The organism is Sphaerospermopsis sp. FACHB-1194 (genome assembly GCF_014696235.1).
Classification (GTDB): domain Bacteria; phylum Cyanobacteriota; class Cyanobacteriia; order Cyanobacteriales; family Nostocaceae; genus Sphaerospermopsis; species Sphaerospermopsis kisseleviana.
The window spans coordinates 207,724-231,611 of the sequence record NZ_JACJPU010000002.1; the positions used below are offsets into that span (position 1 = coordinate 207,724).

Annotated in this window: 20 protein-coding genes, 1 tRNA gene and 1 other annotated feature; of the genes, 10 read left to right on the forward strand and 11 right to left on the reverse strand. The window is 38.0% G+C overall.

Translation table 11 applies throughout. From position 1 onward, the window contains the following. Nucleotides 1–56: 56 nt before the first annotated feature. Together H6F45_RS02245 and crtD are read right to left on the reverse strand one after the other, a co-directional pair. The gene (locus H6F45_RS02245; protein WP_190346346.1) at nt 57–692 is read right to left on the reverse strand and encodes a Uma2 family endonuclease; all 636 of its coding nucleotides are present in this window, start codon (nt 690–692) and stop codon (nt 57–59) included. An 81-nt stretch (nt 693–773) separates the two neighbouring features. Further along, nucleotides 774–2,294 (reverse strand): C-3',4' desaturase CrtD, encoded by a 1,521-nt coding sequence (gene crtD / locus H6F45_RS02250; protein WP_190346347.1) that lies wholly within the window; start codon nt 2,292–2,294, stop codon nt 774–776. A gap of 165 nt (nt 2,295–2,459) precedes the next feature. On the opposite strand from crtD, the gene H6F45_RS02255 reads away from it, so the two are divergent. The 8 genes from H6F45_RS02255 to H6F45_RS02290 all read left to right on the forward strand — a co-directional run bounded on the left by H6F45_RS02255 (nt 2,460) and on the right by H6F45_RS02290 (nt 13,062). Further along, a complete protein-coding gene (locus tag H6F45_RS02255) occupies nt 2,460–3,179 on the forward strand; it encodes a hypothetical protein (RefSeq protein ID WP_190346348.1) in 720 nt (239 codons plus the stop codon). Nucleotides 3,180–3,342: 163 nt separating this feature from the next. After that, nucleotides 3,343–4,686 (forward strand): AAA family ATPase, encoded by a 1,344-nt coding sequence (locus H6F45_RS02260; RefSeq protein ID WP_190346349.1) that lies wholly within the window; start codon nt 3,343–3,345, stop codon nt 4,684–4,686. Continuing rightward, nucleotides 4,683–5,513, forward strand: coding sequence for a retron system putative HNH endonuclease (locus H6F45_RS02265; RefSeq protein WP_096566796.1), 831 nt, complete (start codon nt 4,683–4,685; stop codon nt 5,511–5,513). The genes H6F45_RS02260 and H6F45_RS02265 overlap by 4 nt, the downstream gene beginning before the upstream one ends. Before the next feature lie 126 nt (nt 5,514–5,639). Then, nucleotides 5,640–6,941 (forward strand): pitrilysin family protein, encoded by a 1,302-nt coding sequence (locus H6F45_RS02270; protein ID WP_190346350.1) that lies wholly within the window; start codon nt 5,640–5,642, stop codon nt 6,939–6,941. 220 nt (nt 6,942–7,161) lie between these two features. Continuing rightward, nucleotides 7,162–8,031 carry a fructosamine kinase family protein gene (locus tag H6F45_RS02275; RefSeq protein WP_096572616.1) on the forward strand — a complete coding sequence of 290 codons (870 nt, stop codon included), beginning with the start codon at nt 7,162–7,164 and terminating at the stop codon, nt 8,029–8,031. Between the two features lie 129 nt (nt 8,032–8,160). Then, nucleotides 8,161–8,781: a 2OG-Fe(II) oxygenase gene (locus H6F45_RS02280; protein WP_096566800.1), complete on the forward strand. Its 621-nt coding sequence runs from the start codon at nt 8,161–8,163 to the stop codon at nt 8,779–8,781. A gap of 30 nt (nt 8,782–8,811) precedes the next feature. Continuing rightward, a complete protein-coding gene (locus H6F45_RS02285; protein WP_190346351.1) occupies nt 8,812–10,632 on the forward strand; it encodes a YARHG domain-containing protein in 1,821 nt (606 codons plus the stop codon). A gap of 504 nt (nt 10,633–11,136) precedes the next feature. Next, a complete protein-coding gene (locus H6F45_RS02290) occupies nt 11,137–13,062 on the forward strand; it encodes a serine/threonine-protein kinase (RefSeq protein WP_137666264.1) in 1,926 nt (641 codons plus the stop codon). A 696-nt stretch (nt 13,063–13,758) separates the two neighbouring features. Here the strand turns inward: H6F45_RS02290 and rplL are convergent. Together rplL and rplJ are read right to left on the reverse strand one after the other, a co-directional pair. Further along, nucleotides 13,759–14,151, reverse strand: coding sequence for a 50S ribosomal protein L7/L12 (gene rplL, locus H6F45_RS02295; RefSeq protein ID WP_096566805.1), 393 nt, complete (start codon nt 14,149–14,151; stop codon nt 13,759–13,761). Nucleotides 14,152–14,249: 98 nt separating this feature from the next. Beyond that, entirely contained in the window at nt 14,250–14,795 is a 546-nt protein-coding gene (gene rplJ / locus H6F45_RS02300) for a 50S ribosomal protein L10 (RefSeq protein WP_096566807.1), read from the reverse strand. A 34-nt stretch (nt 14,796–14,829) separates the two neighbouring features. Between rplJ and H6F45_RS02305 the strand changes: the two genes are divergently transcribed. Continuing rightward, nucleotides 14,830–15,039, forward strand: a complete 210-nt coding sequence (locus tag H6F45_RS02305) for a hypothetical protein (RefSeq protein WP_190346352.1) — start codon at nt 14,830–14,832, stop codon at nt 15,037–15,039. Next, nucleotides 14,993–15,161 (reverse strand) — a sequence feature (ribosomal protein L10 leader region). It overlaps the preceding gene by 47 nt. Nucleotides 15,162–15,632: 471 nt before the next feature. Here H6F45_RS02305 and rplA read toward each other — a convergent pair. The 6 genes from rplA to rplS all read right to left on the reverse strand — a co-directional run bounded on the left by rplA (nt 15,633) and on the right by rplS (nt 18,573). Next, nucleotides 15,633–16,349 (reverse strand): 50S ribosomal protein L1, encoded by a 717-nt coding sequence (gene rplA / locus H6F45_RS02310; protein WP_096566809.1) that lies wholly within the window; start codon nt 16,347–16,349, stop codon nt 15,633–15,635. 158 nt (nt 16,350–16,507) lie between these two features. Continuing rightward, on the reverse strand, nt 16,508–16,933 hold the full coding sequence (rplK, locus tag H6F45_RS02315) for a 50S ribosomal protein L11 (protein WP_096566811.1): 426 nt from the start codon (nt 16,931–16,933) through the stop codon (nt 16,508–16,510). A gap of 6 nt (nt 16,934–16,939) precedes the next feature. Then, entirely contained in the window at nt 16,940–17,566 is a 627-nt protein-coding gene (gene nusG / locus H6F45_RS02320) for a transcription termination/antitermination protein NusG (RefSeq protein ID WP_096566813.1), read from the reverse strand. Next, on the reverse strand, nt 17,566–17,787 hold the full coding sequence (secE, locus tag H6F45_RS02325; protein WP_096566815.1) for a preprotein translocase subunit SecE: 222 nt from the start codon (nt 17,785–17,787) through the stop codon (nt 17,566–17,568). Before secE ends, nusG begins: the two co-directional genes overlap by 1 nt. A 198-nt stretch (nt 17,788–17,985) precedes the next feature. Beyond that, nucleotides 17,986–18,058: transfer RNA gene (locus tag H6F45_RS02330), tRNA-Trp, on the reverse strand. Nucleotides 18,059–18,210: 152 nt separating this feature from the next. Then, the gene (rplS, locus tag H6F45_RS02335; protein ID WP_096566817.1) at nt 18,211–18,573 is read right to left on the reverse strand and encodes a 50S ribosomal protein L19; all 363 of its coding nucleotides are present in this window, start codon (nt 18,571–18,573) and stop codon (nt 18,211–18,213) included. Nucleotides 18,574–19,196: 623 nt separating this feature from the next. Here rplS and H6F45_RS02340 point away from each other — a divergent pair. Then, nucleotides 19,197–20,252 (forward strand): glycosyltransferase, encoded by a 1,056-nt coding sequence (locus H6F45_RS02340; protein ID WP_096566822.1) that lies wholly within the window; start codon nt 19,197–19,199, stop codon nt 20,250–20,252. A gap of 407 nt (nt 20,253–20,659) precedes the next feature. On the opposite strand, the gene H6F45_RS02345 is transcribed toward H6F45_RS02340, so the two are convergent. After that, the gene (locus H6F45_RS02345; protein ID WP_190346353.1) at nt 20,660–23,878 is read right to left on the reverse strand and encodes an efflux RND transporter permease subunit; all 3,219 of its coding nucleotides are present in this window, start codon (nt 23,876–23,878) and stop codon (nt 20,660–20,662) included. Nucleotides 23,879–23,888 lie beyond the last annotated feature (10 nt).

The following is a 23,888-nucleotide window of genomic DNA, read 5'->3' on the forward strand; positions in this document are numbered from 1 at the left end:
TGGGTAATGGGTGATTGGTGAAGTTGACAGTGCGAACGCCTTTAGGCAGGATAGTGTCAATCATTTAGTGCCAGTTTCACCCAATTACGAAAAGCGCGAGTTGCGGACATTTGTCCAATTTTTTTACTTTCCGCAATAAATCGAGGAATTTCTGTGATTTGGATAGGTGCAAAAGTGGGGCTGATTTGAGTTTCTGAATATTGCCCATTTGTCAGAATGTAGATTCTTAATGAAGTTCCGTTGTAACGCCAAAATTCAGAAATTCCCATTGCAGCATAAAGCTTCAATTTATCTATTTTAGGTCGTGAATATTCCACTTCTAGCACTAAGTCTGGTGGTGGATCAAAGGCTAAATCAATATTCTCTTTTCCTCTGACTAATAATTCATTCTGGATATAATAACCACTGTCTGGTTCTGCACCATATTCTAAATCATCTCTAGTTAATGTGAGTGAACCAACGCGATCAACTTCTAAACTAAATTCTTCACACAATACCCCGACAAAAACCTCAATTAACCGATTTGCGTTTTCATGAGGTTTTTGTGGAGTCATAATTTCTATATTTCCCTGATGGTAAGAAATTCTATTTGCGCGTTCTGAACCCATTTCTACTAGCATGGTTTTAAATGTCTGCCAGGAGATGTTTTCTAGTAAAACTCTGGTTTCTGCGGGTGTTGCTGTTGTTACCATAGTTTCTTTTTCTCACGGGTGATAGATTTGAATATAACAAAATTTTCTGTTTACTTTAATTTTGTTATCTTCATTTAGCCTCTAACGCTTTTCTTGCGCTTGAATTTGCCTAACTACTGTCAATGCTGAATAACTTACCCCTGCTGTACCTTCTCCTGGATGGGTTGAGTCACCCACTAACCACAAATTATTAATAGGTGTACGATTGGCAAAACCAAAGGGTCCAAATGTTGGTATTCTTTGCCCAATTCCCCCGACAATTCCCTTTTCTCTACCTGTATAATGGGCAAAGGTTTTAGGTGTGGCAGCTTCTACATAAATGATGGTTTCTGGTTTTAAATAGAAATATTGAGCAAGTTTGGAAATTGCATCTTGGGTAAATTTTTCTTTTAATTCTTGATAGTTTTCTGTGTTCCACCATTGGGTAAAATCAACAAAAGAAGATGCAATAATTGTCGCTTTTCCTGTTGGTGCGCGTCCATCTCCTTCATGACTGACAGATACAAATAAGGAGTTATTTTCCCCAATTGGTCCATTAATATCATACATAAATTGGAGATGGGGCGGACAATCATCAGGAATAGCACTTTGATCAACACCGATATAAACGACAAAAGCACCGGAAGCAGGTGGTAATTTTTCTACTCTATGTTTATATCCCGATGGTGCTTTTTCTCCTAATAATCTTACTAAGTCTTGTACAGTGACGTTAGCAATTACATGATCTGCTTTTTCTGTCCAAACTTCGCCAGTTTTTTGATTTCTAATTACTACACCGTTAGCTTTGCCATTTTCTACATTTATTTTTTCTACGGTGTGACGCATTAATAATTTACCATTGTCTCTTTCTAAAGATTCTACAAGGCGATCGCTCAATATTTGCATACTTCCTTGTAAATGATATAATCCTTGGGGCGATTGGGATACACTCAATGCTGTAGCTGCATAAAGTAAAGCGGTTTCTTCGGCATTCACTTGGGAATATAATTTTAGTTGTAAATCTAAAAATGTCCGCAGTCTTTTATCATTTCCTAAACCATATAATCTTAAAGCATCCCCAACAGTAAATAAGGTAAAAGGTGCAGTAATAAATGTACTCGGACGAACAGCTTTTGTTAACTGTAAAATATCCCAGAAATTTCGGGGTGGTAACACCGGATCACGTCCTTGAAATTCCCAACTTGCATTAAATAAAGTCGCTAATAATTGCCAGAAACCTTCACTTCCAGGAAATTGTTTTTGGCGTTCTTCTTGCCATTTTTCCGGATCTCGCCAAACATTAATAGGTGTATTTTCTCCTGGTAAAAATACCGCACAAGCAGGATCACAAGGAGTTGCTTCAGGTAATTCTATATTCAATTCTGAGAAAATGCGGTGATGTATACCCCCAGGTTCTAACCCTGCAACTTGAGTTGCACCGACATCAAAAGTAAAACCCTGACGTTTAAAGGTGGAAGCACAACCACCGGGAACTAAAGCTTGATCTAGGGTTAAAACGCTATAACCTCTATGTGCTAATAATGCTGCGGTGGTTAGTCCACCTATTCCCGCACCGACGACGATCACACGGGTTTGGTTTTTGTTCAGGGATAGACTAGGCATGAATACCTGTTTTACAATTCTTAATATTACTACTCATAATTTTACATAATTTTCAATTCAGTCTGGTGATGTGGAATATATTTCTGTCACCTGTCACCCATCACCTATCACCTATGACTTTGTGATACAGTATTTCTGCTGCGATAATAATAGACAAAATTAAACATGAGTAAAAATTTTGAAATTCAAGAATTAGCGATCGCTATCACTGCTAAAAATCTGAATCCCACAGTCATAACCCCTGATTTTTTGAAATATACTGGAATTGTTCCCACAGATTGGGAATTAGCGAGAGAGCCAGTTTTTAACAATTTTGTCGTGCAGATTTTTTACAAAAGTGGTGTAGGAATTGTAGCCCAGCCCAATAATGTTACAGTAGTTGAGTCCATAGGTGCAAAACAACAGGCAGAAATTCAAATACCCAAAATTACTCATCAGTTAGTAGAAAAACTCTCCCAAGTTGAGTATCAAAGAGTAGGAATTAACCCCAGAGGATTCGTAGTTTTTAACTCAGATGCAGAAGCATATCAATACATTAATGGTAAACTTTTAGCACCTGGTTCATGGCAAGAATTTGAAGGTGCAAAAGTGAATGCTGCCTTGCAGTTAAGTTATCCTTTGAAACGGGGAATACTAAATTTAAGTATTAACCAAGCAAATGTACAGTTTCCTGATAAAGTAGCGGCAGCAATTTTATTTTCTGGTAACTTCAACTATTCTTTATCAGGAAATACAGCAGCGGAGAAACTTAAAGATTTGCAGCAAATAATTACTAACTGGCAAGTGTCAGTAGGTACTTTCCAAAAATTGTTAGTAGAGAATTTTTTAACTTCTTCTGAAGCTCCAAAAAACATTTCTGTTTTTCCGACAATGGCGAAAAGCTGATAATGTAGCTGTTTAATAATTGTGGGGTGGGCATCTTGCCCGCCTGAAATAAATGAAACCACAAAAATAGGATATACTATTTGAGAGAGTGAGGATAAAATTATTATCAAGCATAAATTGGAATTAATTTAGACTTGATTTTGATTCAAAGAGGTACATTATAATGTGGCTAAAAAGTATTGAACTCAAAAATATAAAAGGATTTTCACATCAAACAATATCCTTTGAAAATAGAAATAAACCATATAAATGGATTACTTTATTAGGTGAAAATGGAGTAGGAAAAAGTACACTAATGCAAGCAATAGCCTTGCTATTAGCTGGACCAGATGCAGCAAAGAAATTGATGTCGTTACCACAAAGTTGGGTAAGAAATGATTCACAATATGGTCAGTTAACAGCAAATATACAGAAAAATAATGATGATGAAGGTATGATGCAAAATAGAGGTAGGAATAAATTTTCCTATGATTATTCTTACTTTTTTATAGGTGATAAAAATACTAGAATTGGTAAAGACAATTATCCAGCAAATACACTAAATGCTAAAAACTCAGAAACCATTGAATGGTTAAGAACAAATGCTTTTACTTTAGATTCTCAGGGTTGGTTCGCTGCTGGTTATGGTCCATTTCGTCGCCTTTCACGTACTGAAAGATATCCAGTAAGATTAGGAGAACTTAAAAGAAAAAATCGTGAAACTAATTTCAACACGCAGTTTAATGAAAATGATAGTTTAAGCACTTTTGAAGAATGGATGGTTTTTTTAGATTATCGCATTGCTAAAAATCCTGATGATTCTCAATCTAAAGAAATGAGAAGATTAGGGGAAGATGCTATTCTAGAACTTTTACCTGGAAATATTAAAATAGATCAGGTTAGCAATGATGGAATTATTATTTTTTCATTAGAAAATCAGCTAATTCCTATCACCCAATTATCAGATGGGTTTCGTAGTATTATTGCTTTAGCTGGAGATTTAATTTGGCGTTTACTGCAAACATTTTCCCATCTTGAAGATAAAGATCCAAGAGAAGCATCAGGTATTGTACTCATAGATGAATTAGATATTCACTTACATCCTGTTTGGCAAAGGTTGATTGCTAAAAAGCTTAGAACTGTTTTTCCTAATATACAGTTTTTTGTGGCTACTCATAGTCCTTTTATTACTGCTGGTGCTGGAGATGATGCACTGACTCTAAAACTAAAAATGATCAATGGAGAAGTTCAAATAGAGGAAGTTAAGAACATAGCAGCTTATGATTTTGATTATATTTTAAGAAGTCCTGCTTTTGGTTTGGTTTCAACACATTCTCCAGATGTACAAGATAAAATTGATCGTTATGATTATCTTACAGGCCAGAGAAATAATTTAACGGTAGAAGAAATACAAGAATACGAAGAATTAAGACAATTTATGAAAGAATTTAAACCAATAGGAGGTAAACCAGAACCCGGTAGTTTAGACGATAAAATTAATAGGTTTTTAGAGGAAAATCTTAAATGATTCCAGTACAAAGAACAAATGAACCAAATATTCTGAAACAAAAATCTCAGACATGGTTAAAAGAACTACAAGCAGCAATTACTAATCTTGAACAAGTCAAAAGTAATCCTAAACCAAACCCCCAAGACATTCAAGCAGCACAGAAAAAAGTAGAAAATGCCCAAAATAAATATAATCCAGGTAAAGACAAAAAAAGTGGGATAAATCCCGTTAAGCAACCACTGTATGATATGTTTGCTGGTAAATGTGCTTTCTGTGAACGCAAAGTTGAGATTTCAACAGGACATATTGAGCATTTTAAACCTAAATCTCAATATGTTAATTTAACTTTTGACTGGAATAATTTTCTCTACTCTTGTGAAGTTTGCAATAATAAGCGACATAAAGGAGAAAAATTTCCTTTAGATTGTGATGATGCTCCCTTATTAATTGATCCTACGGATGAAAATTCTGATATATATCAACATCTTGATTTTTATTGGGATGCGAATACTAAATTAGCTAGTATTTATGGAAAAGATGGACGTGGAAAAGTTGTTGAAGAAATATTTGAACTTAATAGAAAAGATTTAAGGGAACATCGGAGTGATCAGGTGAAAAAATTATTAATATTCCTGAAATATGCTACAGATGGTAATCAAGAGGCAATAGATATACTGAAAGAATATTGTAAATTAGATAAAGAATATAGTGCTTTTGCTCTTTTTTATATTATTCCTTACCTTGCTCACCATTTAGAGATTTCAGAAGCAATAGATATGATTAAAGAAATAAGTAAACGCAGTCAAAGTTATGCTAAATTTGCTCGCATTGATGATTTATATTAATTGCTTAAATTTGACAATTAGATTTATTTAGATAAAAACATCCCCCACAACTTCCACAACCCAGACCACTGCTAACACCATCAAAGGCATTGTAAGATATAAGCAGTAACATAGCCCTCACCACCAATGACATCAACTCTGTTAAAATCTCCACGCCTTCACGCGCCCAAGGTGCATCCTCTACCCAACGGTTTAACCATTATTGCCGAGCAAATGCCCGTAGAAGCAGTTAACCTGAATGTATGGGTAAAAATCGGTTCTGCTGTGGAGTCAGATGCTATCAACGGCATGGCTCACTTTTTAGAACACATTGTATTTAAAGGTACAGAACAATTAGCCAGTGGTGAGTTTGAACGTCGCATTGAAGAAAGAGGTGCAGTAACAAATGCGGCTACCAGCCAAGATTATACACATTTTTATATCACTACCGCCCCTAAAGATTTTGCAGAATTAGCACCACTGCAAATAGATGTAGTGTGTAATCCTAGCATTCCTAAAGAAGCTTTTGAAAGAGAAAGATTAGTAGTTTTAGAAGAAATTAGACGTTCAGAAGATAATCCCAGAAGGCGCATTTATCGGCACACAATGGAAACCGCTTTTGATGTTTTACCCTATCGTCGTCCGGTACTCGGTCCAGAAGCGGTAATATCCCAAGTTACACCCCAACAGATGCGAGAATTTCATCAAACTTGGTATCAACCATCTTCCATAACTGCGGTTGCTGTGGGTAATTTACCAGTGGAAGAATTAATAGAAATTGTCGCTGAGGGATTTGAAAAAAACAGTCAAAAATCACAAAGCTTAACATCAAAAAGCTTAACATCAAAAAATCAACATTTAACAGGTGTTACAGAACCAGCATTTACAGAAATTGTGCGTCGGGAATTTATTGATGAAAGTCTGCAACAAGCCCGGTTAATAATATTATGGCGAGTACCTGGATTGATTGATTTAAATGACACTTATGCTTTAGATGTGATAGCGGGAATTTTAGGACATGGAAGGACATCTAGATTAGTCCATGATCTGCGGGAAGAAAGAGGTTTAGTTTCTTCAATTTCTGTGAGTAATAGTAATTATAAACTCCAAGGAGTATTTACTATTTCTGCTAAATGTGATGTAGAAAATTTACCAGCAGTAGAAACAGCAATCATTGAACATTTGGAAAAACTACACACAGAATTAGTTAAAGAATCAGAAATTGCTCGTGTGCAAAGACGAGTAGCAAATAGGTTTATATTTGGCAATGAAACACCAAGCGATCGCTCTGGTTTATATGGTTATTATCAATCTTTAATAGGTGAGTTAGAACCAGCATTTAATTATCCCCAATATATCCAAAACCAAGACGAAAATCATTTAATGCAAGCTGCACAAAAATATCTTTCACCCTCAGCTTATGGTGTAGTTGTCATCAAACCAAATTAGTCATGGGTAATTGGTGATTGGTAATTGGTAATATACTATTCTATAACTTTTACTTCTTACTAATAACCAATACCTATAGGACTTACGCAAGATATGACTAAAAACCTTATTCTTGCGTAGGGGTAATTCATGTAGCTTGCTTCCCGAAGGGTATTACCCCTACTTTCGTTGCCTTTTGCGTAACTAATAACCTATAACCTATAACCAATAAAAAACCATGATTTGGCAAGAAATAGATCACCATATAAGTCAAGTAACAGGACAAAAATTTCAAACCTCTCAACATTCATCTGTAAGCGGTGGTTGTATTAATCAAGGTTATGCCATTAGTAATGATAAAATCACCTACTTCGTGAAACTCAACAAAGCTACTCAGGGAGAAATGTTTGCAGCAGAAATGCTGGGTTTACAACAAATGTATGAAACCAAAACTATCCGTGTTCCTAAACCTGTATGTTGGGGAAATACAAATAATTCTAGTTATATAGTATTAGAATGGCTAGAAATGAACGGTGGTAATAACAAATCTTGGCAACAAATGGGACGAAACCTAGCAGAAATGCACAAAACCATTAGTAAAAAAGGTTTCGGTTGGGATCTGAATAATACTATTGGTTCTACACCCCAAATTAATACTTGGAAATCTGACTGGAGAGAATTTTATACAGAACATCGTTTAGGTTATCAATTTCAACTAGCAAAAAGAAAGGGAGGAAGATTTCCTTTAGCAGAAAAATTATTAGCAGCTATTCCCGAATTATTAGCAAATCATCATGTTGAACCAGCTTTAGTACACGGTGATTTATGGGGAGGAAATGCCGGATTTACAGTTGATGGTGAACCGGTAATTTTTGATCCAGCAACTTACTTTGGCGATCGCGAAGTTGATATTGCCATGACAGAATTATTTGGTGGTTTTCCACCAGCTTTTTATCAAGGTTATCAAGAAATATTACCTTTAGATCAGGGTTATGAACAACGGAAAACCCTTTATAATTTATATCACATTTTAAATCATTTTAATTTATTTGGTGGTGGTTATGCTTCCCAAGCAAACGGGATGATTGAGCGAATTTTGCAGAATTTGTAAATTTAAAAATAAGATACCCGACTTTTTGTTTATTTTGTAAATTACTCATAATTTATAATTTATAAGTTATAATTTATAGTTCGGGTATCTGGGTAGTTAATTTATCAAATAAAATTATGAACTAAAAACATGAAATACTATCAACTACAAACCAACGTTTTACCTAATAATTACCTCAATGACTTGTGGGGTGAAATTCAATCTAGTCCTTACTTTGCTATCAACAATCTTAATCGTGATTTTATCAACACCAAAGGATTTTCTGTGGTTTTTCAGCGTCAGGGATTACCCAAAGTTATAGAAAAGTTTCCCTTTTTTAAACCTTATTTAGATTTAGCATTGCAACCTAATTGTAATGCTTTTTATCTCAATCCCTTACTATTAAAAGAAGGTTCTCGCGTTGATCCACACATAGATCGTTCTTTGCGTTCTTATTGTAAAACAATTGAACCACCCAACCTAGTTAGTGTTCTTTATGTGCGAGTACCAGAAAACATGGAAGGGGGAGAATTGGTGTTAAAATCAACTAAACGCCAAGTGGGACAAGTTAAACCTCAAACTAATACCCTGGTTTACTTTCAAGGAGATTTAACCCATTCTGTTAACGCTGTGAAAACTCCTGGAAATCGCCTCAGTTTAGTTTGTGAACAGTATAATTTAACTGAAGATGAATTAGAGGAAATACCAGTATTTACCTTAGAATCAAGAGCTAGTCAATCTGCAAATAAAAAACGAAAATATGGGTATTAGAGATATCGTACTTAATCATTAATAAAAACAATGCTGCTAAACAACCGCTATCAAGTCATTCGCACCCTGGGATCTGGTGGGTTTGGTGAAACCTTTCTCGCTCAAGATACCAATATGCCATCACAGCGCCTTTGTGTGGTAAAACAATTAAAACCAATTCACAATAATCCACAAATTTATCAAATAGTACAAGAAAGATTCCAACGAGAAGCAGCTATTTTAGAAACCCTTGGTAGTGCATCTGATCAAATTCCTGCTTTATATGCTTATTTTTCTACAGGGGGTGAATTTTACTTAGTTCAGGAGTGGATAGAAGGAGATACTTTAACAGCGAAAATGCAAAAGCAGGGATTATTTACTGAAAATGCTATTGAGGAATTATTAGTTAATATATTGCCTGTTTTGAAGTATATTCATTCCCAACATATAGTACATCGGGATATTAAACCTGATAATATTATTATTCGTCATCATGACAATAAACCAGTCTTAATTGATTTTGGTGCAGTGCGTGAATCAATGGGAACGGTGTTAAATTCGCAAGGAAATCCTACCAGTTCTATTATTATTGGTACACCGGGATTTATGTCCAGTGAACAAGCAGCAGGAAGACCAGTTTATTCTAGTGATTTATATAGTTTAGGTTTAACAGCAATTTATTTATTAACTGGTAAACCGCCTCAAACCTTGGAAACAGATCCGCAAACAGGGAAAATAATTTGGCAAAATTTTGCTAGTAATATAAATCCTCATTTAGCAAAAGTCATTGATAAATCTATTGCTTATCATCCCAGAGAAAGATTTACTTCTGCTCAGGAAATGTTGGATGCTTTGCAAATAAAGTCAGTTATTAATAGTCAATCACCAGTTACTCAAACAATAATTGCTCCTCCACTGCAAAATACAGTTACAGTTAGTCCAGGGAATACAAATCAACCAGTTAATCAGAATAATAAACAAACAGGAATGATTCTACCTAGTATTATCGCTAGTAGTTTGATAGGTGGTTCTATTATTATTGGATTGGCGATTAATAAATCTTCTCCACCTGTTGAATCTGCCAATAACACAAATACAACTCTATCTTCCTCAAATAAAAATTCAGTAGAATCTTCATCACCAACTCAGGAAGAACAAAAAACAGAATCATCTAAAAATACTTCACCTCAATCTACTGACGCAACACAGACTCAAGTTAATCCCCCATTAGCAGATGAATCTGTAGTCAATAATTCATTTTATTTTGTAGCTGATTCTGCCTTTAAAGATTTACCAACTGCTACTCAACAAGTTAGAACTTTACAAGTTAGAGGTTATTCTCAAGCTGGAATGTTTTGGATACCAGATTATCCAAATCTATCAGGAAAGCGTTTATATCAAGTATACGCAAATTGGTTTAGCGATCGCACGAATTGTATCAACTTTCTAAAAACCTATGGACAAGTTAATTCAGATGCTTATTGTGTGCTTGCGAGTAAAGACGCTAATACATCACCTGATCGTGTATATTTCAAGGAAATTTTTAAGGTTTCCATATCTGATACATCACCAGTAAATAACACAAATATCAATAATAATTATTTTTGGCTTTCGCAAAGACGGGTGACAGCAGCAGATTTATCTGGTAAAAGTGGTTATGAATTAGATATTATGAGAAACACAATATTTGCAGTTCACGGACGCAGGTTTAATACTCCTGAGTTACAAGCATATTTTAATCAGCAATCGTGGTATAATCCCCAATATTCACCCCAAGAATTTCCTGTTGATTTGTTGTCAAAAATAGAAGTTGAAAACGCAGAATTTATTAATCAATATCAAGATCAGAACAATTTACGCTATTTCAGATAAATCGGTTATACAGCAGATTTCATTCTTATGAGGTACAAATCATAATCATGAAACTCTTGTGGGGTGGGCATCTTCTCACAAGGGTAGGTATTTTACATTGTTGTGAGGGCAAGACTTGGGGGACAAGGAAGGACAGTGGACAAGGGAGGAAAGCCGTACAAATGATGTACGATTGGTAACAAAAACTGACGCTCAACAGACCTTGTACTGAGCGAAGCCGAAGTACATTTCTTGTCTAAAATCTTCCTTGTCTACTTTCCCTCCTTGCCTTCCTTGTCCTGCCTTCACAGATAATATTAAAAACCTACCCCTGTGAGGTGGGCATCTTGCCCGCCCAGAGTGTACCTCATTACAAAGGAAAGTGCTGTATTAATAAAATTAACCAGAAATTAAATCAACCCCTCCTCACTCCTGACTCCTGACTCCTGACTTCAGGAAACATCCTATAGTTACATCGTCAAAGTATCTGATATACATTGGGAAGGATCTCGCGTGTAACGTTTCATGACAACAAAACTGTTAAACAACCGCTATCAAGTTATCCAGGTACTCGGTGCTGGTGGGTTTGGGGAAACTTCCCTCGCAGAAGACATCCACCTTCCTTCCCGTCGTCGCTTCGTCATTAAAGAACTAAAACCTATTAACCACGATCCTGGAACTTCTCAACTCATTCAACAAAGATTTGAGAGAGAAGCCGCGATATTAGAAAATCTAGGGGAAACCAGCGATCAAATTCCCAAACTTTACGCCTATTTTCCCGAAAATAGCAAATTTTACTTAGTGCAAGAATGGATTGAAGGACAAACCCTCAGCAATATTATCCAATCAAAAGGCAAGTTAAATGAAACAGTTGTTAGAGAAATTCTTGTCAGTTTGCTGTCAGTTTTAGATTATGTCCACAGCAAAGGTATTATTCATCGAGATATAAAACCAGATAATATCATCCTTCGCTCCCAGGATAATAAACCAGTGTTAATTGATTTCGGTGCAGTGAAAGAAACTATCCGTACCGTGATCAATCCTTCAAGCAATCCTGTACAATCCATAGTTATCGGTACTCCTGGTTATATGCCCAGTGAGCAAGCGATCGGTCGTCCAGTTTATGCTACTGATATTTATAGTTTAGGCTTAACTGCCATTTATTTACTCACAGGTAAACACCCCCAAGAATTAGAAACTCACCCGCAAACAGGGCAAATATTGTGGCAACAATATGCTGCGGGAATATCCCCAGTAATGGTACAGATACTTACACAAGCTATTGAACCACGTCCTGGCGATCGCTACACCACAGCCAGTAAAATGCTCTATGCTTTAAAATCTGGTCAAAATAATTATAAGAATTACAAACCCTCCCATTCTCCCACCACCAGCGCCACAAAAATCCTTAACCAGCCAACTCAACCCACATATTCACCCGCAAAAACTCCAGTTATCAAACAAGTCAACAATCCTAATAACTGGCAGAAACCCGCTATCATTTTTGGTGGTGTAGCAATTGGTATTGTAATTGGTTTAGTAACAGCTTCTAACCGTCAGCCACAACCTTCAACTTCAGCGTCCACCAACTCCACAGTAACAACAGAAGCACAAACTCCCTCTGTTTTACCTACAAATTCCCCGGTTTTGGAAGTTTCACCCACACCAGTAATTACACCAACTCCCCCTATTCAACCTGAAATCATTTCTAATCCCATACCAGAAAGCAATTCTTCTCCAGAAATAACACCACCACCAGCGGATAAGCCTGTAATTGAAAATACTTCCATTCCTCCAGTCACATCCACACCCCAAGCGGAAATACAACAACAGCAACCACAGCCAGAAGCAGTTCCCTCAGCAGAGGTATTATCTGATTCTCGGAAACAGCCAGAACAACCGCCTACTCAACCAGAAGTATTGCCCAAATCAGAGGTATTTTCAGATACCCAGAAAAAGCCCGAAAAGAATAAACCTAAGTCAACAGGCCAATTAAATGCCACCAATATCAGGACAAGTGTACCAATATTTACTACAGGTACATCCAGAAGCACGGTAGAAGCCGCATTAGGCAAACCCAGAAGAGATTTAAGGGGATTATGGCCTAATACCCGTGCAGTTATCTATGAAGTAGTACCCGATAAAATAGACCTGGGTTATTTATTTGACCGTGACACTGGTAGACTCAGACAAACAGAAGTCGGTTTTGCGGGAACTGTAGATCATCAAATCATGCAAACAACTTTAAATGGTTTATTAGCAGGAAAAGCAACCGCAGAAATTCAACAAGGACTACAACAAATTCAACAACGTCAGACAGACAATTTTACCTTCAAAAAAGGTGGAGTTAAAGGGCAAATAATCAGGCAAAATTGCGATTCAATTTATATTAGTGTTTGGGAAGCAGATTTACATGATTTTGTTGATCCTGCAACGGCTAAACAATGTTAAACCAATTTAACAATTACCTCTAAAATACTCTCAATTTTTTGCCAGAATTAGGATGTCCAGGATTTGAGGATTTACAGGATGTTACTTGATGATGGTTGGTTATGTAGGGTTTGCTGATAGCGTAGCGTGGCGTTAGCCATATAAATCCGAAAACTTTACAGGTAAAGGGTTTTAGCTATTTTGACTTGTACTGAGCGACTTGTACTGAGCGACTTGTACTGAGCCTGTCCTGAGCCTGTCCTGAGCCTGTCCTGAGCCTGTCCTGAGCGGTGTCGAAGGGCGGTGTCGAAGGGCGGTGTCGAAGGGCGGTGTCGAAGGGCGGTGTCGAAGGGCGGTGTCGAAGGGCGGTGTCGAAGGGCGCAGTCGAAGGGCGCAGTCGAAGTAAGTCGAAGTAAGCCGAAGTGCTTTCAAAAAGTGCCAGCTTTTATGAGGTGGCAACTGAAAAACCTTGCACTTAATTCCTACTTAAAGAAAAAATCGTTCCTATCCAACTATTGAAACTGTCACCGTGGCGTAGCACCTGTCACCTGTCACTGGTCCTTCACAGATAACTTTTTCAGCAAACCCTAACTATACGCAAGCAAGAACATTAATAACAGCCTAATAATTTTGACAGACAAAACATAGAATAATTTTTAACCAGTTGTTAGGGCAAGCTAAAAGAATAGCTCACCCTAAATAATTTACAATTACAAATTACTTGATGGTTACAGTACCACCAGCTTCAGCAATGCGTTTCTTGATGTCTTCAGCAGCTTCCTTATTAACACCTTCTTTGACGGGTTTAGGAGCAGCTTCCACTAAGTCTTTAGCTTCTTTTAGACCCAAACCAGTGATTTCACGGACAATCTTGAGAACTGCAATTTTCTTGTCAGCGGGTACAGATTCGAGAATAGCATCAAATTCGGTCTTCTCTTCAACAGCTTCAGCAGGAGCAGCAGCACCAGGAGCAGCCATCATCATCATGCCGCCAGCAGGAGCAGCAGCACTTACACCAAAAGCTTCTTCAATTTGCTTAACTAATTCCGCAGCTTCTAATAAAGTCAAAGATTTTAACTGTTCTAAAATTTGATCGGTTGCAGTAGACATTGATAGAACTCCTAAAGAATTTTGATTTGTTTTTTGTCAGTTGTCATTAGTTATTAGATACTGGTTTTAACTAACAGCATTTAACTAATGAAAAATTGTTATTCAGCAGCAGCTTCAGCGCCGTCTTTGTCTTTATCAGAGACAGCTTGAATAGCACGAGCCAAAGAACTTGGAACTTCGTTGATACCCACAGCCACCTTGGTAGCCAAAGCGTTGATAGCTCCAGCAATTTGCGCCATAAGTTGTTCCTTAGATGGCAAGTCTCCTAAGGCCTTGACATCCGCTTCTTTCAACAAGCGCCCTTCCATGACACCGCCACGAAGTTCTGTCTTCTTGGTGGCTTTTTGGAATTCCTGGTAGGCTTTAATTGCTGATAAATCATCTTTAACTAACACAAAGGCTGAAGAACCTTTGAGCAGTTCTGACATTGGTTTCCATTGCTCATCTTCCTGAATGGCAATGCCCATAAAGGTGTTTTTAGTCACCTTACAAACAGCGCCACTAGGACGTAAACGCCGCCTTAAGTCTGTAATTTCGGCAACTGTTAGACCTTGGTAGTCAATTACGAGTGCTAAAGTTGACTCGTTTAAAGTCCCTTTCAGGTCAGCTACTATTTCTTTCTTGTTTTCTAACGTTCTACCCATGCTTATCTCACCTCCAAGGGCAAAATCTTAATTAGTGAACATTGGCAAAAGGCAGGAGTCAGGAGTCAGGAGTCAGGAGTCAGAAGGTCAATATTTCTTCCCCATCTCCCCATGTCCTCATCTTCTTATCTCCCCAGTCACCAGTCACCAGTCACCAGTCCCCAGTCACCAGTCACCAGTCCCCTGTTTACTGACGCGCCAAAAACAACAAACCCCAGCTATCTTTGCCGGGGTTTCACAGTAGTATTTTTAATGCTGTAGTTCTCAAACTTTTTTTGAGCAAACTTCAGTCACTTAAAATTACAACCTCGGCAGGATATTTAAGCTATTAGCACCTGCTGTCTCCGGCTTTATTAAATTTTATTGACACTCCCCACGTCTAAAGCCGGGGGATTCTTGAAGAGTCCATAAACTGACTTTCAATGGTGCTGGCAAAAACACCCTACACGCTCAAAACAACTACCAGGACAAAAGGTATTGCAATTGCGCTTACTTTTTTTTGCTTTGGTGAGTCCATCACAATGCCAGTTAGGTACGCTCAACATCCTGCCATTATTTGCCCTTTAACTATTCCAAATCAAGTTGGATATGTCCGTTGCCGGGATTTCTCCGCACTAGGATGTTTCTTCACGTAGATGGTTTTTTTACTCACTTTTTCACTATTATACCACTGTGGCTAAAGCCAGTCAATCGTTTTAATGCGACTAAGGTCGCTATCGACTTATCCCCATGTCTAAAAGTCAGGGGCTTGCGTCTCGTTTCAGGGTCATTGGTATTTAGTCATTGGTCATTGGTTTATATTCACCTATTCCCAATTACCCATTACCAATTACCTAATTATGCAGCGTCAGTTACTTTTAAATCTCTGAGGGCGTTGATATCAACTTTAATTGAAGGACCCATTGTAGCAGAGACGTAGAATGTACGCCAATAACGGCCTTTTGCTCCTGAAGGACGGTTACGATCAATTGTCTCTTGCAATGCTTTGAGGTTGACTAACAAATCTTCAGGGGTAAATGATGCTTTACCAAACATAACATGAACAATGCCTGTCCGATCAGCACGAAATTCTAATTTACCAGCTTTAAATTCGGCGATCGCACTGGCAACGTCAAATGTTACTGTACCACCTTTGGGTGATGGCATCAAGCCACGAGGACCAAGCAATTTACCCAGTTTTGCTACCTGTGGCATTACATCAGGAGTAGCAATGAGTTTGTCAAAGTCCATCATGCCTTTCTGAATCTCGTCAATCAGTTCTTCAGAACCAGCGATATCCGCACCAGCATTAGTGGCTTCTGTTACTTTTTCGCCTCTGGCGATTACTGCTACACGCACTACCTGACCCGTACCTTTGGGCAGTGCTACCGTTGTCCGCAGTTGTTGGTCTGTATACTTGGGGTCAATCCCTAGCCGGATATGCGCTTCTGCGGCTTCGGGAAATTTTGCTGTTGCTGTTTCTTTTAACAGAGCTAACGCATCTAAGGGAGCGTAATCCCTATCTTCTACTTTTTCTAGCAACGCCTGTAAACGGCGTGATATTTTCTTGCCCATTTTTTGCTCCTGGGGTGTTCTCGAAGTTTCTCACTTCTCCCCCGATACAATTTTAGATTTTAGATTTTGGATTTTAGATTTTGTTATAGGTCGGCTGCTAGTTATCAGGTTTCATTACTCTTTTTTACTGTCACCTGTCACCTGTCACCTGTCACCTATTAATCTGTGATGGTAACACCCATGTTTTTGGCTGTTCCAGCCACAATATTCATTGCTGCATCAATGTCGTTAGCATTGAGGTCAGGCAGTTTAGTTTGGGCGATTTCCCGTAACTGCGCTTTGGTAATACTGCCAACTTTTTTCTTGTTGGGTTGTTCAGAACCGCGTTCAATTTTCGCTGCCTTGCGAATTAAAACTGATGCTGGGGGTGTTTTGAGTACAAATGTAAAACTCCGGTCTTCAAACACGGAAATTTCTACAGGAATCACCATTCCAGCTTGGTCTGCTGTTTTAGCGTTGTACTCTTTGCAGAACATCATGATGTTAACACCATGTTGACCCAGTGCGGGACCAACTGGTGGTGCTGGGTTGGCTTTTCCAGCGTTTAAGGCCAATTTAATGACCGCTACTACTTTCTTCGCCATTTGGATTTAGCTCTGTTTTTGTACCTGATTAAATTCCAATTCTACTGGTGTATCTCGTCCGAAAATCGAGAGTAGAGCTTTTAGTTTACTCCGTTCTGGCGAAACTTCGATCACCTCGCCTTCAAAATCCTTGAACGGACCAGAAAGCACCATTATCTTATCACCTGTAGCCATATCAATTTTGACTACTGGTTCTTGTTCTGTCGTTTGTTTGAATATACGTTCTACTTCTGAATGACTTAAAGGTACTGGCTTGACGTGACCACGACCACGGCCGCTGCCTCGTTTTTGCTCTGCACCGACAAAGTTAATTACATGGGTTGTGTTTCTTACCACTTGCCATGTATCGTCACTCATTACCATCCGAACTAAAACATAACCCGGAAAAACCTTCTCTTCTGATGGCTGACGTTTCCCGTCTTTGCGGATCTTTACCGTTGGTGTATGGGGTATTTCCACTTGGATAATTTTATCAGCTACATCAAAAGTTTGGATACGTTGCTCTAAATTTGTTTTCACGCGCTTCTCACAGCCAGAGGCTACTTGCACTGCATACCAGCGGGCTTCTTTTTGCGCTGTTCCTAGTGCTTCCTCTGTCTGCAAATCCCGTGGTTCGTCTGTTGCAGAAGTCATCAGAATACCTGTTTTGCTGCCCAAGCAAACAATCCATCGACCAAATATATCAAAGACGCGGAAAGTGTCACCATTAATAACACAGCTGCTGATTCACTCACCAACTGCTTCCGACTTGGCCAAACTACTTTGTCCAGTTCTTCTTTTGTTCCTTGGAAGAAGTTGTTTAAGCTAAAACCATTGCCTGCTTCTGGCATTTCTGCTTCGTTTTTTTTGGCCACGGTCGTTATACCCCCCGTTTCTTACATCGTTTCACCTTGTTATTTTGCACCAAGGCTGACAATTATTCACAGCTTCGACCCAATTTACAGTAAACAAATTCAGCTATCAGTAAAAAATAATTAGACCCGAAATAATCAACGCTGGCTGCTATTTTAGCAGATGCGTTTTTGTTTCGGGCTATATTTTTTGCTTTTGAGCGCGCCCTGGAGGACTTGAACCCCCGACATCAGGTTTTGGAGACCTGCGTTCTACCAACTGAACTAAGAGCGCACAAGCTATCTTTGTTTCAGGGATTGCGCTGAACTTTTTTTAGTTTAACACAATTCCTTTTTTAGTGTAACTTAATTTTTTCAGAAAGTCAAGTCAGCGGCAGATGCCGCTTTTGGCTTGAGTTTCCTGGTTTTTTCCCAGGACTAACTGCATCACAGGGCGCGGTCAAACCGTTGTTTAATCCGGGTAGCTTTACCAGATAATTGACGCAAGTAGTATAGTTTAGCGCGTCTGACTTTACCACGACGCACTACTTTGATGTTATCAATGCGGGGTGAGTGCAGCAAAAATACTCGCTCAACGCCTACACCTTGAAATACACGACGCACGGTAATTGTTTCGTTAATTCCGCCATTGCGTTTACCTATTACCACTCCCTCGTATGGTTGGACTCGGTATTTATCGCCTTCTTTAATTTTCACTCCTACCCGCACTGTATCACCTACATAAATTTCGGGTAGATCGGATTTTAGGTGTTCCGCTTCTATAGAGCGGATTACTTCTTGCACGTTCATATTCTAGTTATTTTTTGAAAAAAACCCACGATCATCAATCATAAATCTATAACTGCCTGATAGTCCAGATATTTAATGTAAGTTCCTGGTGAGAATTTCTGGGAGTCAGCAGTCAGAAGGCAGAAGTCAGGCTTAAGCCAAGCTCCACTATCAGAAGTATGGCTGATGCCAAGCTGCCCTATCAGGAGAAAAAAATTAATTTTTCTTTCCCTGCCTCCTACTGACCCCTTGTAAATTTGAGACATTATTTGCAGAAAATATCTAGAATTGCAACACATTTTTTTAAACATCCTCTGAAATTTGCATTTAATCAAAATATATTTCTGGGGAAAGATAAAAAATCTTATGATGCTGTATATCGTTGAGAAGAAATATCGCTGTTCAGAACATAAAAATTATAAACAACAGAGCATCAACACTAGAAATAGTATTGTTCATATATTGTGGCGACATGAATTACAGAATTTAGATTAAAAACGGAACATTAAGCCTGTTTTATTGATGAATTCAGATTGATTTTTGAATTCTCTATGCTGGATTGATATTGAGTTTATTGTGTTTCCTTTTCCTGCTGTCTCCCACAGTGTAAAAAAAACTGTCAAATTTGAATATTTTTTAAGCTCATGAGGATTATACATATATTAAATCACGTTCAGAAAATTGGAAATGGAATCGTTAATGTGGCTGTGGATCTGGCTTGTTTACAAGCAAAAACTGGATATGATGTAGCAGTAATTTCCGGTGGAGGAGAATATGAAACATTATTGGAAAAATTTGGTGTTAAACACTACAAATTAGACCAGAATCGCCAACCGATAAATATTCTCAAAGCTGCCGTGGGTTATCGAAAAATTGTGCAAGAATTCCATCCAGATATTCTTCATGCCCACATGATGACGGGAATAGTTTTAGCAAGAATTTTGAAATTCAGAAATCAGTATACTTTAGTTTCCACTGTACACAATGAATTCCAGAGTGCTAGTTTATTGATGGGTTTATCTGAAAGGGTAATAGCTGTTAGTAAAGCTGTGCAAATTTCGATGGTGCGACGTGGTATACCTGAAAATAAATTGCGGGTAGTACGCAATGGAACTTTGGGAAGTCCACGAACTGGTAACATATCAGATTATCAACCTTTAAAATTACAACATCCAGCGATCGCTACTGTAGCAGGAATGTATAAACGTAAAGGTATCACTGAGTTAATTACTGCTTTTGAGAAAATTGCCTTAGACTTTCCTACAGCACATCTTTATTTAGTGGGAAATGGTCCAGATAGAGAGATATTTGAAGAACAAGCAAAATCAACTACCGTAGCTGATCGTATTCATTTTGAAGGTTTTCAACCACAACCGCAACGCTACCTTCTAGCTTGTGATATTTTTGTCCTTGCTTCTCACCGTGATCCATGTCCTTTAGTAATTTCAGAAGCTAGAGAAGCTGGTACTGCTATTGTCGCTACACAGGTAGACGGTATCCCAGAAGCTTTGGATCATGGACAAGCTGGGCTTTTAGTTCCTGCTCAAAATAGTCTAGCTTTAGCTGAAGCATTAGCAAATTTATTAAGTAACGCAGATACTTTGAAAATGTGGAAATATCGCGCACAGAAAAATTTAGAATCTCTCAATGTTACCCGTGTGCATCAAGAAACTTTAGCCGTGTATCAAGAATTAGTGTAATCATTCAGCAGTCAGCAAGAATTTGAATGCTTAAGTAACTCAACCTAAAAAAACGTAATACCCAGACCCCCGACTTGTTAAAGAAGTCGGGGATCTATCCACTTCCTATTTTACGTTTAATTATGTTGACCTACTTACAAACTACTGCATTAAATCCCACATTCCGCACCCCCAGTGTCACAATCGGTAATTTCGGTTTTTAAGCCAAGTTGAGGATAATTTTGATACAAAAAGGTCGAAATCTTAGATGGCGATAGCGAAGCGCTGCTGCAAGCAGTTCGCCAATCTCAAATCCCCAAACGACCAATCTTCGTCGTGTGACAGTTTAGGGTGCGGAATGTGGGTTAAATTTAGATCCCTGACTTCTTAAAGAGATCGGGGATATTTTCTCTCCTACAAATTACGAATTATGCTTTCTTGAAATTTTTTTTCCAGATCCGCAACTTGATAAATACTGGTTTTGCCCAACTGCCACCAATTAAATCATGCAATAGAGTGTAAAAACAAGGAATAATAAACAAGGTGAGCAGTGTTGCTAAAGACAAGCCGGAAAAGACTACTACACCTAATGGTTGCAGAAATTCTGAACCTTCCCCAACTCCTAAAGCTAGGGGAAACATCCCTAAAACTGTGGTAATTGTTGTCATTAAAATCGGACGTAAACGTTGAGGTGCAGCTTTTAAAATTGCGGTGCGACGATCAACTTGTTCGCGTTCCTGAATTTGATTTGCTAATTCTACCATGATAATGGCGTTATTTACCACAATACCTACTAATAAAACTGCACCCACAATTACTGTTGCACCAATGGCAGTTTCGGTGATGTAAAGTCCAAAAATCCCCCCAGCTAAAGCAAGAGGAATAGTAAACAGAATTACTAAAGGATCAACAAGAGAATTATATTGTACAGCCATCACTACAAAAACTAAAAATATTGCTAACCCTCCTAGAAGTTGCAACGAGTTTTGTAATTGTTGATTTGATTCTGCTGCTGCACTGGGTAAAGGACTTACACCTTCAGGAAAATTGGCATTTTTAATTACTTCATCTACTTGCTCTAATGCTTGACCCAGACTTGCTCCTTCTGCTAAATTACCTGCAATTAAAAAGACTTGACGCTGGTTAATTCTTTGAATTTCTCCGGGTGCTTTTCCTTCAACAATTGTCGCTACATCACTCAATCTAATTTGTTGATTACCTTCTACAAATAAGGGTAATCTTTCTAGCTGAGAAGTTGTTTTTACCGCTTCTTCATTTAATTCTACTCGCACATCTACCAAGCGGTTATTCCGTTGTAATTGGGTGGGTACAGTACCTGTAATTGCGGTTTTAATTGTTTCGCCAATATCTTGAGTATTTAAACCCACATTGGCCACTCGTTCCCAGTCAGGTACAATCTGAATTTCAGGTTGACGTGGATCTGTATCTGGACGGAATCTGACTGAAGTAATTTTCTCGTCTAAAGTTGCTAGTAGTTCTCGTCCTGCTTTTTCTAAAGTATTGGTATCATTTCCCTGCAAAATTATATCAACATCAGCACCACGAATAGGAGAGTTATTAAGAAATAAACCCCGCACTCTTCCAGGTGCTAAACGCAGTCGAATATCTACTAAATTCAGTTTGCTAAATTCTTTAGTTACACGCTCAATATAAGTCTCTATATCTGAGTTTGGTTTGAGGGTAATGGTACTAGAACTTCGCAAAGGATTAGGATTACTATTACCACCAAACAGAAAACCACCAACTGTAGAAAAGACATATTCTGTTTCTGGTTGCTGACGCAAAATGTCATCTACAACTTGCATAACTTTTTGGTTAGTTTCTAATGGTGTACCGGGTGGAAATTGAGCAAATAAACTAGCTTGTCCGGTGTTTATTTGAGGAAGAATTTCTTGGGGAATTTGGGGAGACATCCACACACTACCAGCACCAAAGAAAATGATAGCGATCGCAATTGTTAATAACCGCCAACGCAATATTCCAGATAGGAAACTGCTATATAATCTTGTTGCTCCATCAAAACGACGATTAAATTCCCGGAAAAACCAAAAATTATTTAAAGAACTAGAAAAGGGTAAAGCTAATAATCGTGATGTCAACATGGGAACAACAGTAACAGCAATTAAAATTGAAGCTGCTACTGCAAAACTAATCGTGAGAATTAATTCATTAAATAGTAATGATATAAAACCCCCTATCAGCAAAAATGGTAATACTGCAACTAAGTTTGTACTGGTAGAAGCAAGTAAAGCTGATTCAACTTCTCGACTACTTTTTTCTGCTTGTTGAATAATTGCTGATGTTGATAATTCTGATGTGTGATTTTGTAGTTTAGTTTGATTAATTCCTGCGGCAATATTTTCTAACATGACGATGGAATTATCAACCACAATTCCCACTCCTAATGCTAAACCACCTAAGCTAAAAATATTCAGGGATAAGCCGAACATTCCCATCATAATAATAGCTGCTAATGTGGCTAAAGGTATAGATAGAACAATAATGAATGTTTGCCGTAAAGAACCAAGAAACAGTAATACAGCGATCGCTGCTAAACCTGAACCAATTAAACCAGAAGAAGTCACATTCGCTAAGGAATTACGAATAAATATTGACTCATCTAAAGTTCCTGTGAGAGTTGCTTCCGCAGGAATAACACCCGCTTCTTTCAGTTCTTGTAATCTTTTTTTAACTCTATCAACAACGTTGACAGTATTAGCATCTGCTTGTTTTTGAATGCTGACTTTTACTGCTTCTTGACCATTGAGTAAAACGTACAGTCTTTGTTTTTCTGATCCGTCAATAACTTGGGCAAAGTCGCGCAAATAAACACGATTTTTGATATTTGAATTAGGTGCAGATACTTCAAAGGAAATATTATTAATTTCTTCTGCATTTTTGAAGCGTCCCACTGTCCGGGTTAACGGTTCAGAATTGGCTCCTAAAATTCTTCCCCCAGATATATCTTGATTACGATTTTGCAGTTCGTTTAACACATCAGTCAAACCGACACCAATAGCTTGGAGACGATCTAAATCTATATTTACTCTAACTTCTTCTTGCACTCCTCCTGATACATCTACAACTGCAACTCCTGGTACTACACCTAATTCACGGGCTAATTCTTCTTCGGCAAAAACGCGCAAATTAACATTTTTCAGTGTAGGTGAAGTGAGCGCAAATTCATAAACAGGTAGTTGGGAAGGGTCGAATTTAAAGATTCGTGGTTCTTCTATGGTGTCTGGTAATCTATTTCTCGCTCGGTTAAAAGTAGCGGTAGCATCATTTAGTGCTTGATCAATATTTCCCCCTGGTTGAAAATATAAATTTAAACTGACTTGACCTTCACGAGTCTGGGAAAAAACTTGAATTACTCCTTCTGTGGCTGAAAAAGCTTCTTCTAGTGGTTTTGTAATTTCATCAACTGCTACTTCTGGAGAAATTCCCGGTGCTTCTATTATCACACCAATACGAGGATAGGTAATAGATGGCAGTAAATCTACAGGTAAACGAATAATGAAAAATAAACCAATGACAATTACTGCTAAGGTCAGCATCAATGTACCGATATGCTGACGGATAGAAATGGCGCTGATACTAAAGCCTTTGTTGTTTGTGATTTGCATATTTATAGCA

What these genes read in the sequence shown, in the direction of transcription:
- rplS (WP_096566817.1), bottom strand. Translation starts at nt 18,573, where the DNA reads ATGAACGTGCAAGAAGTAATCCGCTCTATAGAAGCGGAACACCTAAAA.
- H6F45_RS02340 (WP_096566822.1), top strand. Translation starts at nt 19,197, where the DNA reads ATGAGGATTATACATATATTAAATCACGTTCAGAAAATTGGAAATGGA.
- H6F45_RS02270 (WP_190346350.1), top strand. Translation starts at nt 5,640, where the DNA reads ATGACATCAACTCTGTTAAAATCTCCACGCCTTCACGCGCCCAAGGTG.
- H6F45_RS02285 (WP_190346351.1), top strand. Translation starts at nt 8,812, where the DNA reads ATGCTGCTAAACAACCGCTATCAAGTCATTCGCACCCTGGGATCTGGT.
- H6F45_RS02255 (WP_190346348.1), top strand. Translation starts at nt 2,460, where the DNA reads ATGAGTAAAAATTTTGAAATTCAAGAATTAGCGATCGCTATCACTGCT.
- rplJ (WP_096566807.1), bottom strand. Translation starts at nt 14,795, where the DNA reads ATGGGTAGAACGTTAGAAAACAAGAAAGAAATAGTAGCTGACCTGAAA.
- nusG (WP_096566813.1), bottom strand. Translation starts at nt 17,566, where the DNA reads ATGACTTCTGCAACAGACGAACCACGGGATTTGCAGACAGAGGAAGCA.
- H6F45_RS02345 (WP_190346353.1), bottom strand. Translation starts at nt 23,878, where the DNA reads ATGCAAATCACAAACAACAAAGGCTTTAGTATCAGCGCCATTTCTATC.
- rplL (WP_096566805.1), bottom strand. Translation starts at nt 14,151, where the DNA reads ATGTCTACTGCAACCGATCAAATTTTAGAACAGTTAAAATCTTTGACT.
- H6F45_RS02245 (WP_190346346.1), bottom strand. Translation starts at nt 692, where the DNA reads ATGGTAACAACAGCAACACCCGCAGAAACCAGAGTTTTACTAGAAAAC.
- H6F45_RS02260 (WP_190346349.1), top strand. Translation starts at nt 3,343, where the DNA reads ATGTGGCTAAAAAGTATTGAACTCAAAAATATAAAAGGATTTTCACAT.
- rplA (WP_096566809.1), bottom strand. Translation starts at nt 16,349, where the DNA reads ATGGGCAAGAAAATATCACGCCGTTTACAGGCGTTGCTAGAAAAAGTA.
- rplK (WP_096566811.1), bottom strand. Translation starts at nt 16,933, where the DNA reads ATGGCGAAGAAAGTAGTAGCGGTCATTAAATTGGCCTTAAACGCTGGA.
- crtD (WP_190346347.1), bottom strand. Translation starts at nt 2,294, where the DNA reads ATGCCTAGTCTATCCCTGAACAAAAACCAAACCCGTGTGATCGTCGTC.
- H6F45_RS02265 (WP_096566796.1), top strand. Translation starts at nt 4,683, where the DNA reads ATGATTCCAGTACAAAGAACAAATGAACCAAATATTCTGAAACAAAAA.
- H6F45_RS02290 (WP_137666264.1), top strand. Translation starts at nt 11,137, where the DNA reads ATGACAACAAAACTGTTAAACAACCGCTATCAAGTTATCCAGGTACTC.
- H6F45_RS02280 (WP_096566800.1), top strand. Translation starts at nt 8,161, where the DNA reads ATGAAATACTATCAACTACAAACCAACGTTTTACCTAATAATTACCTC.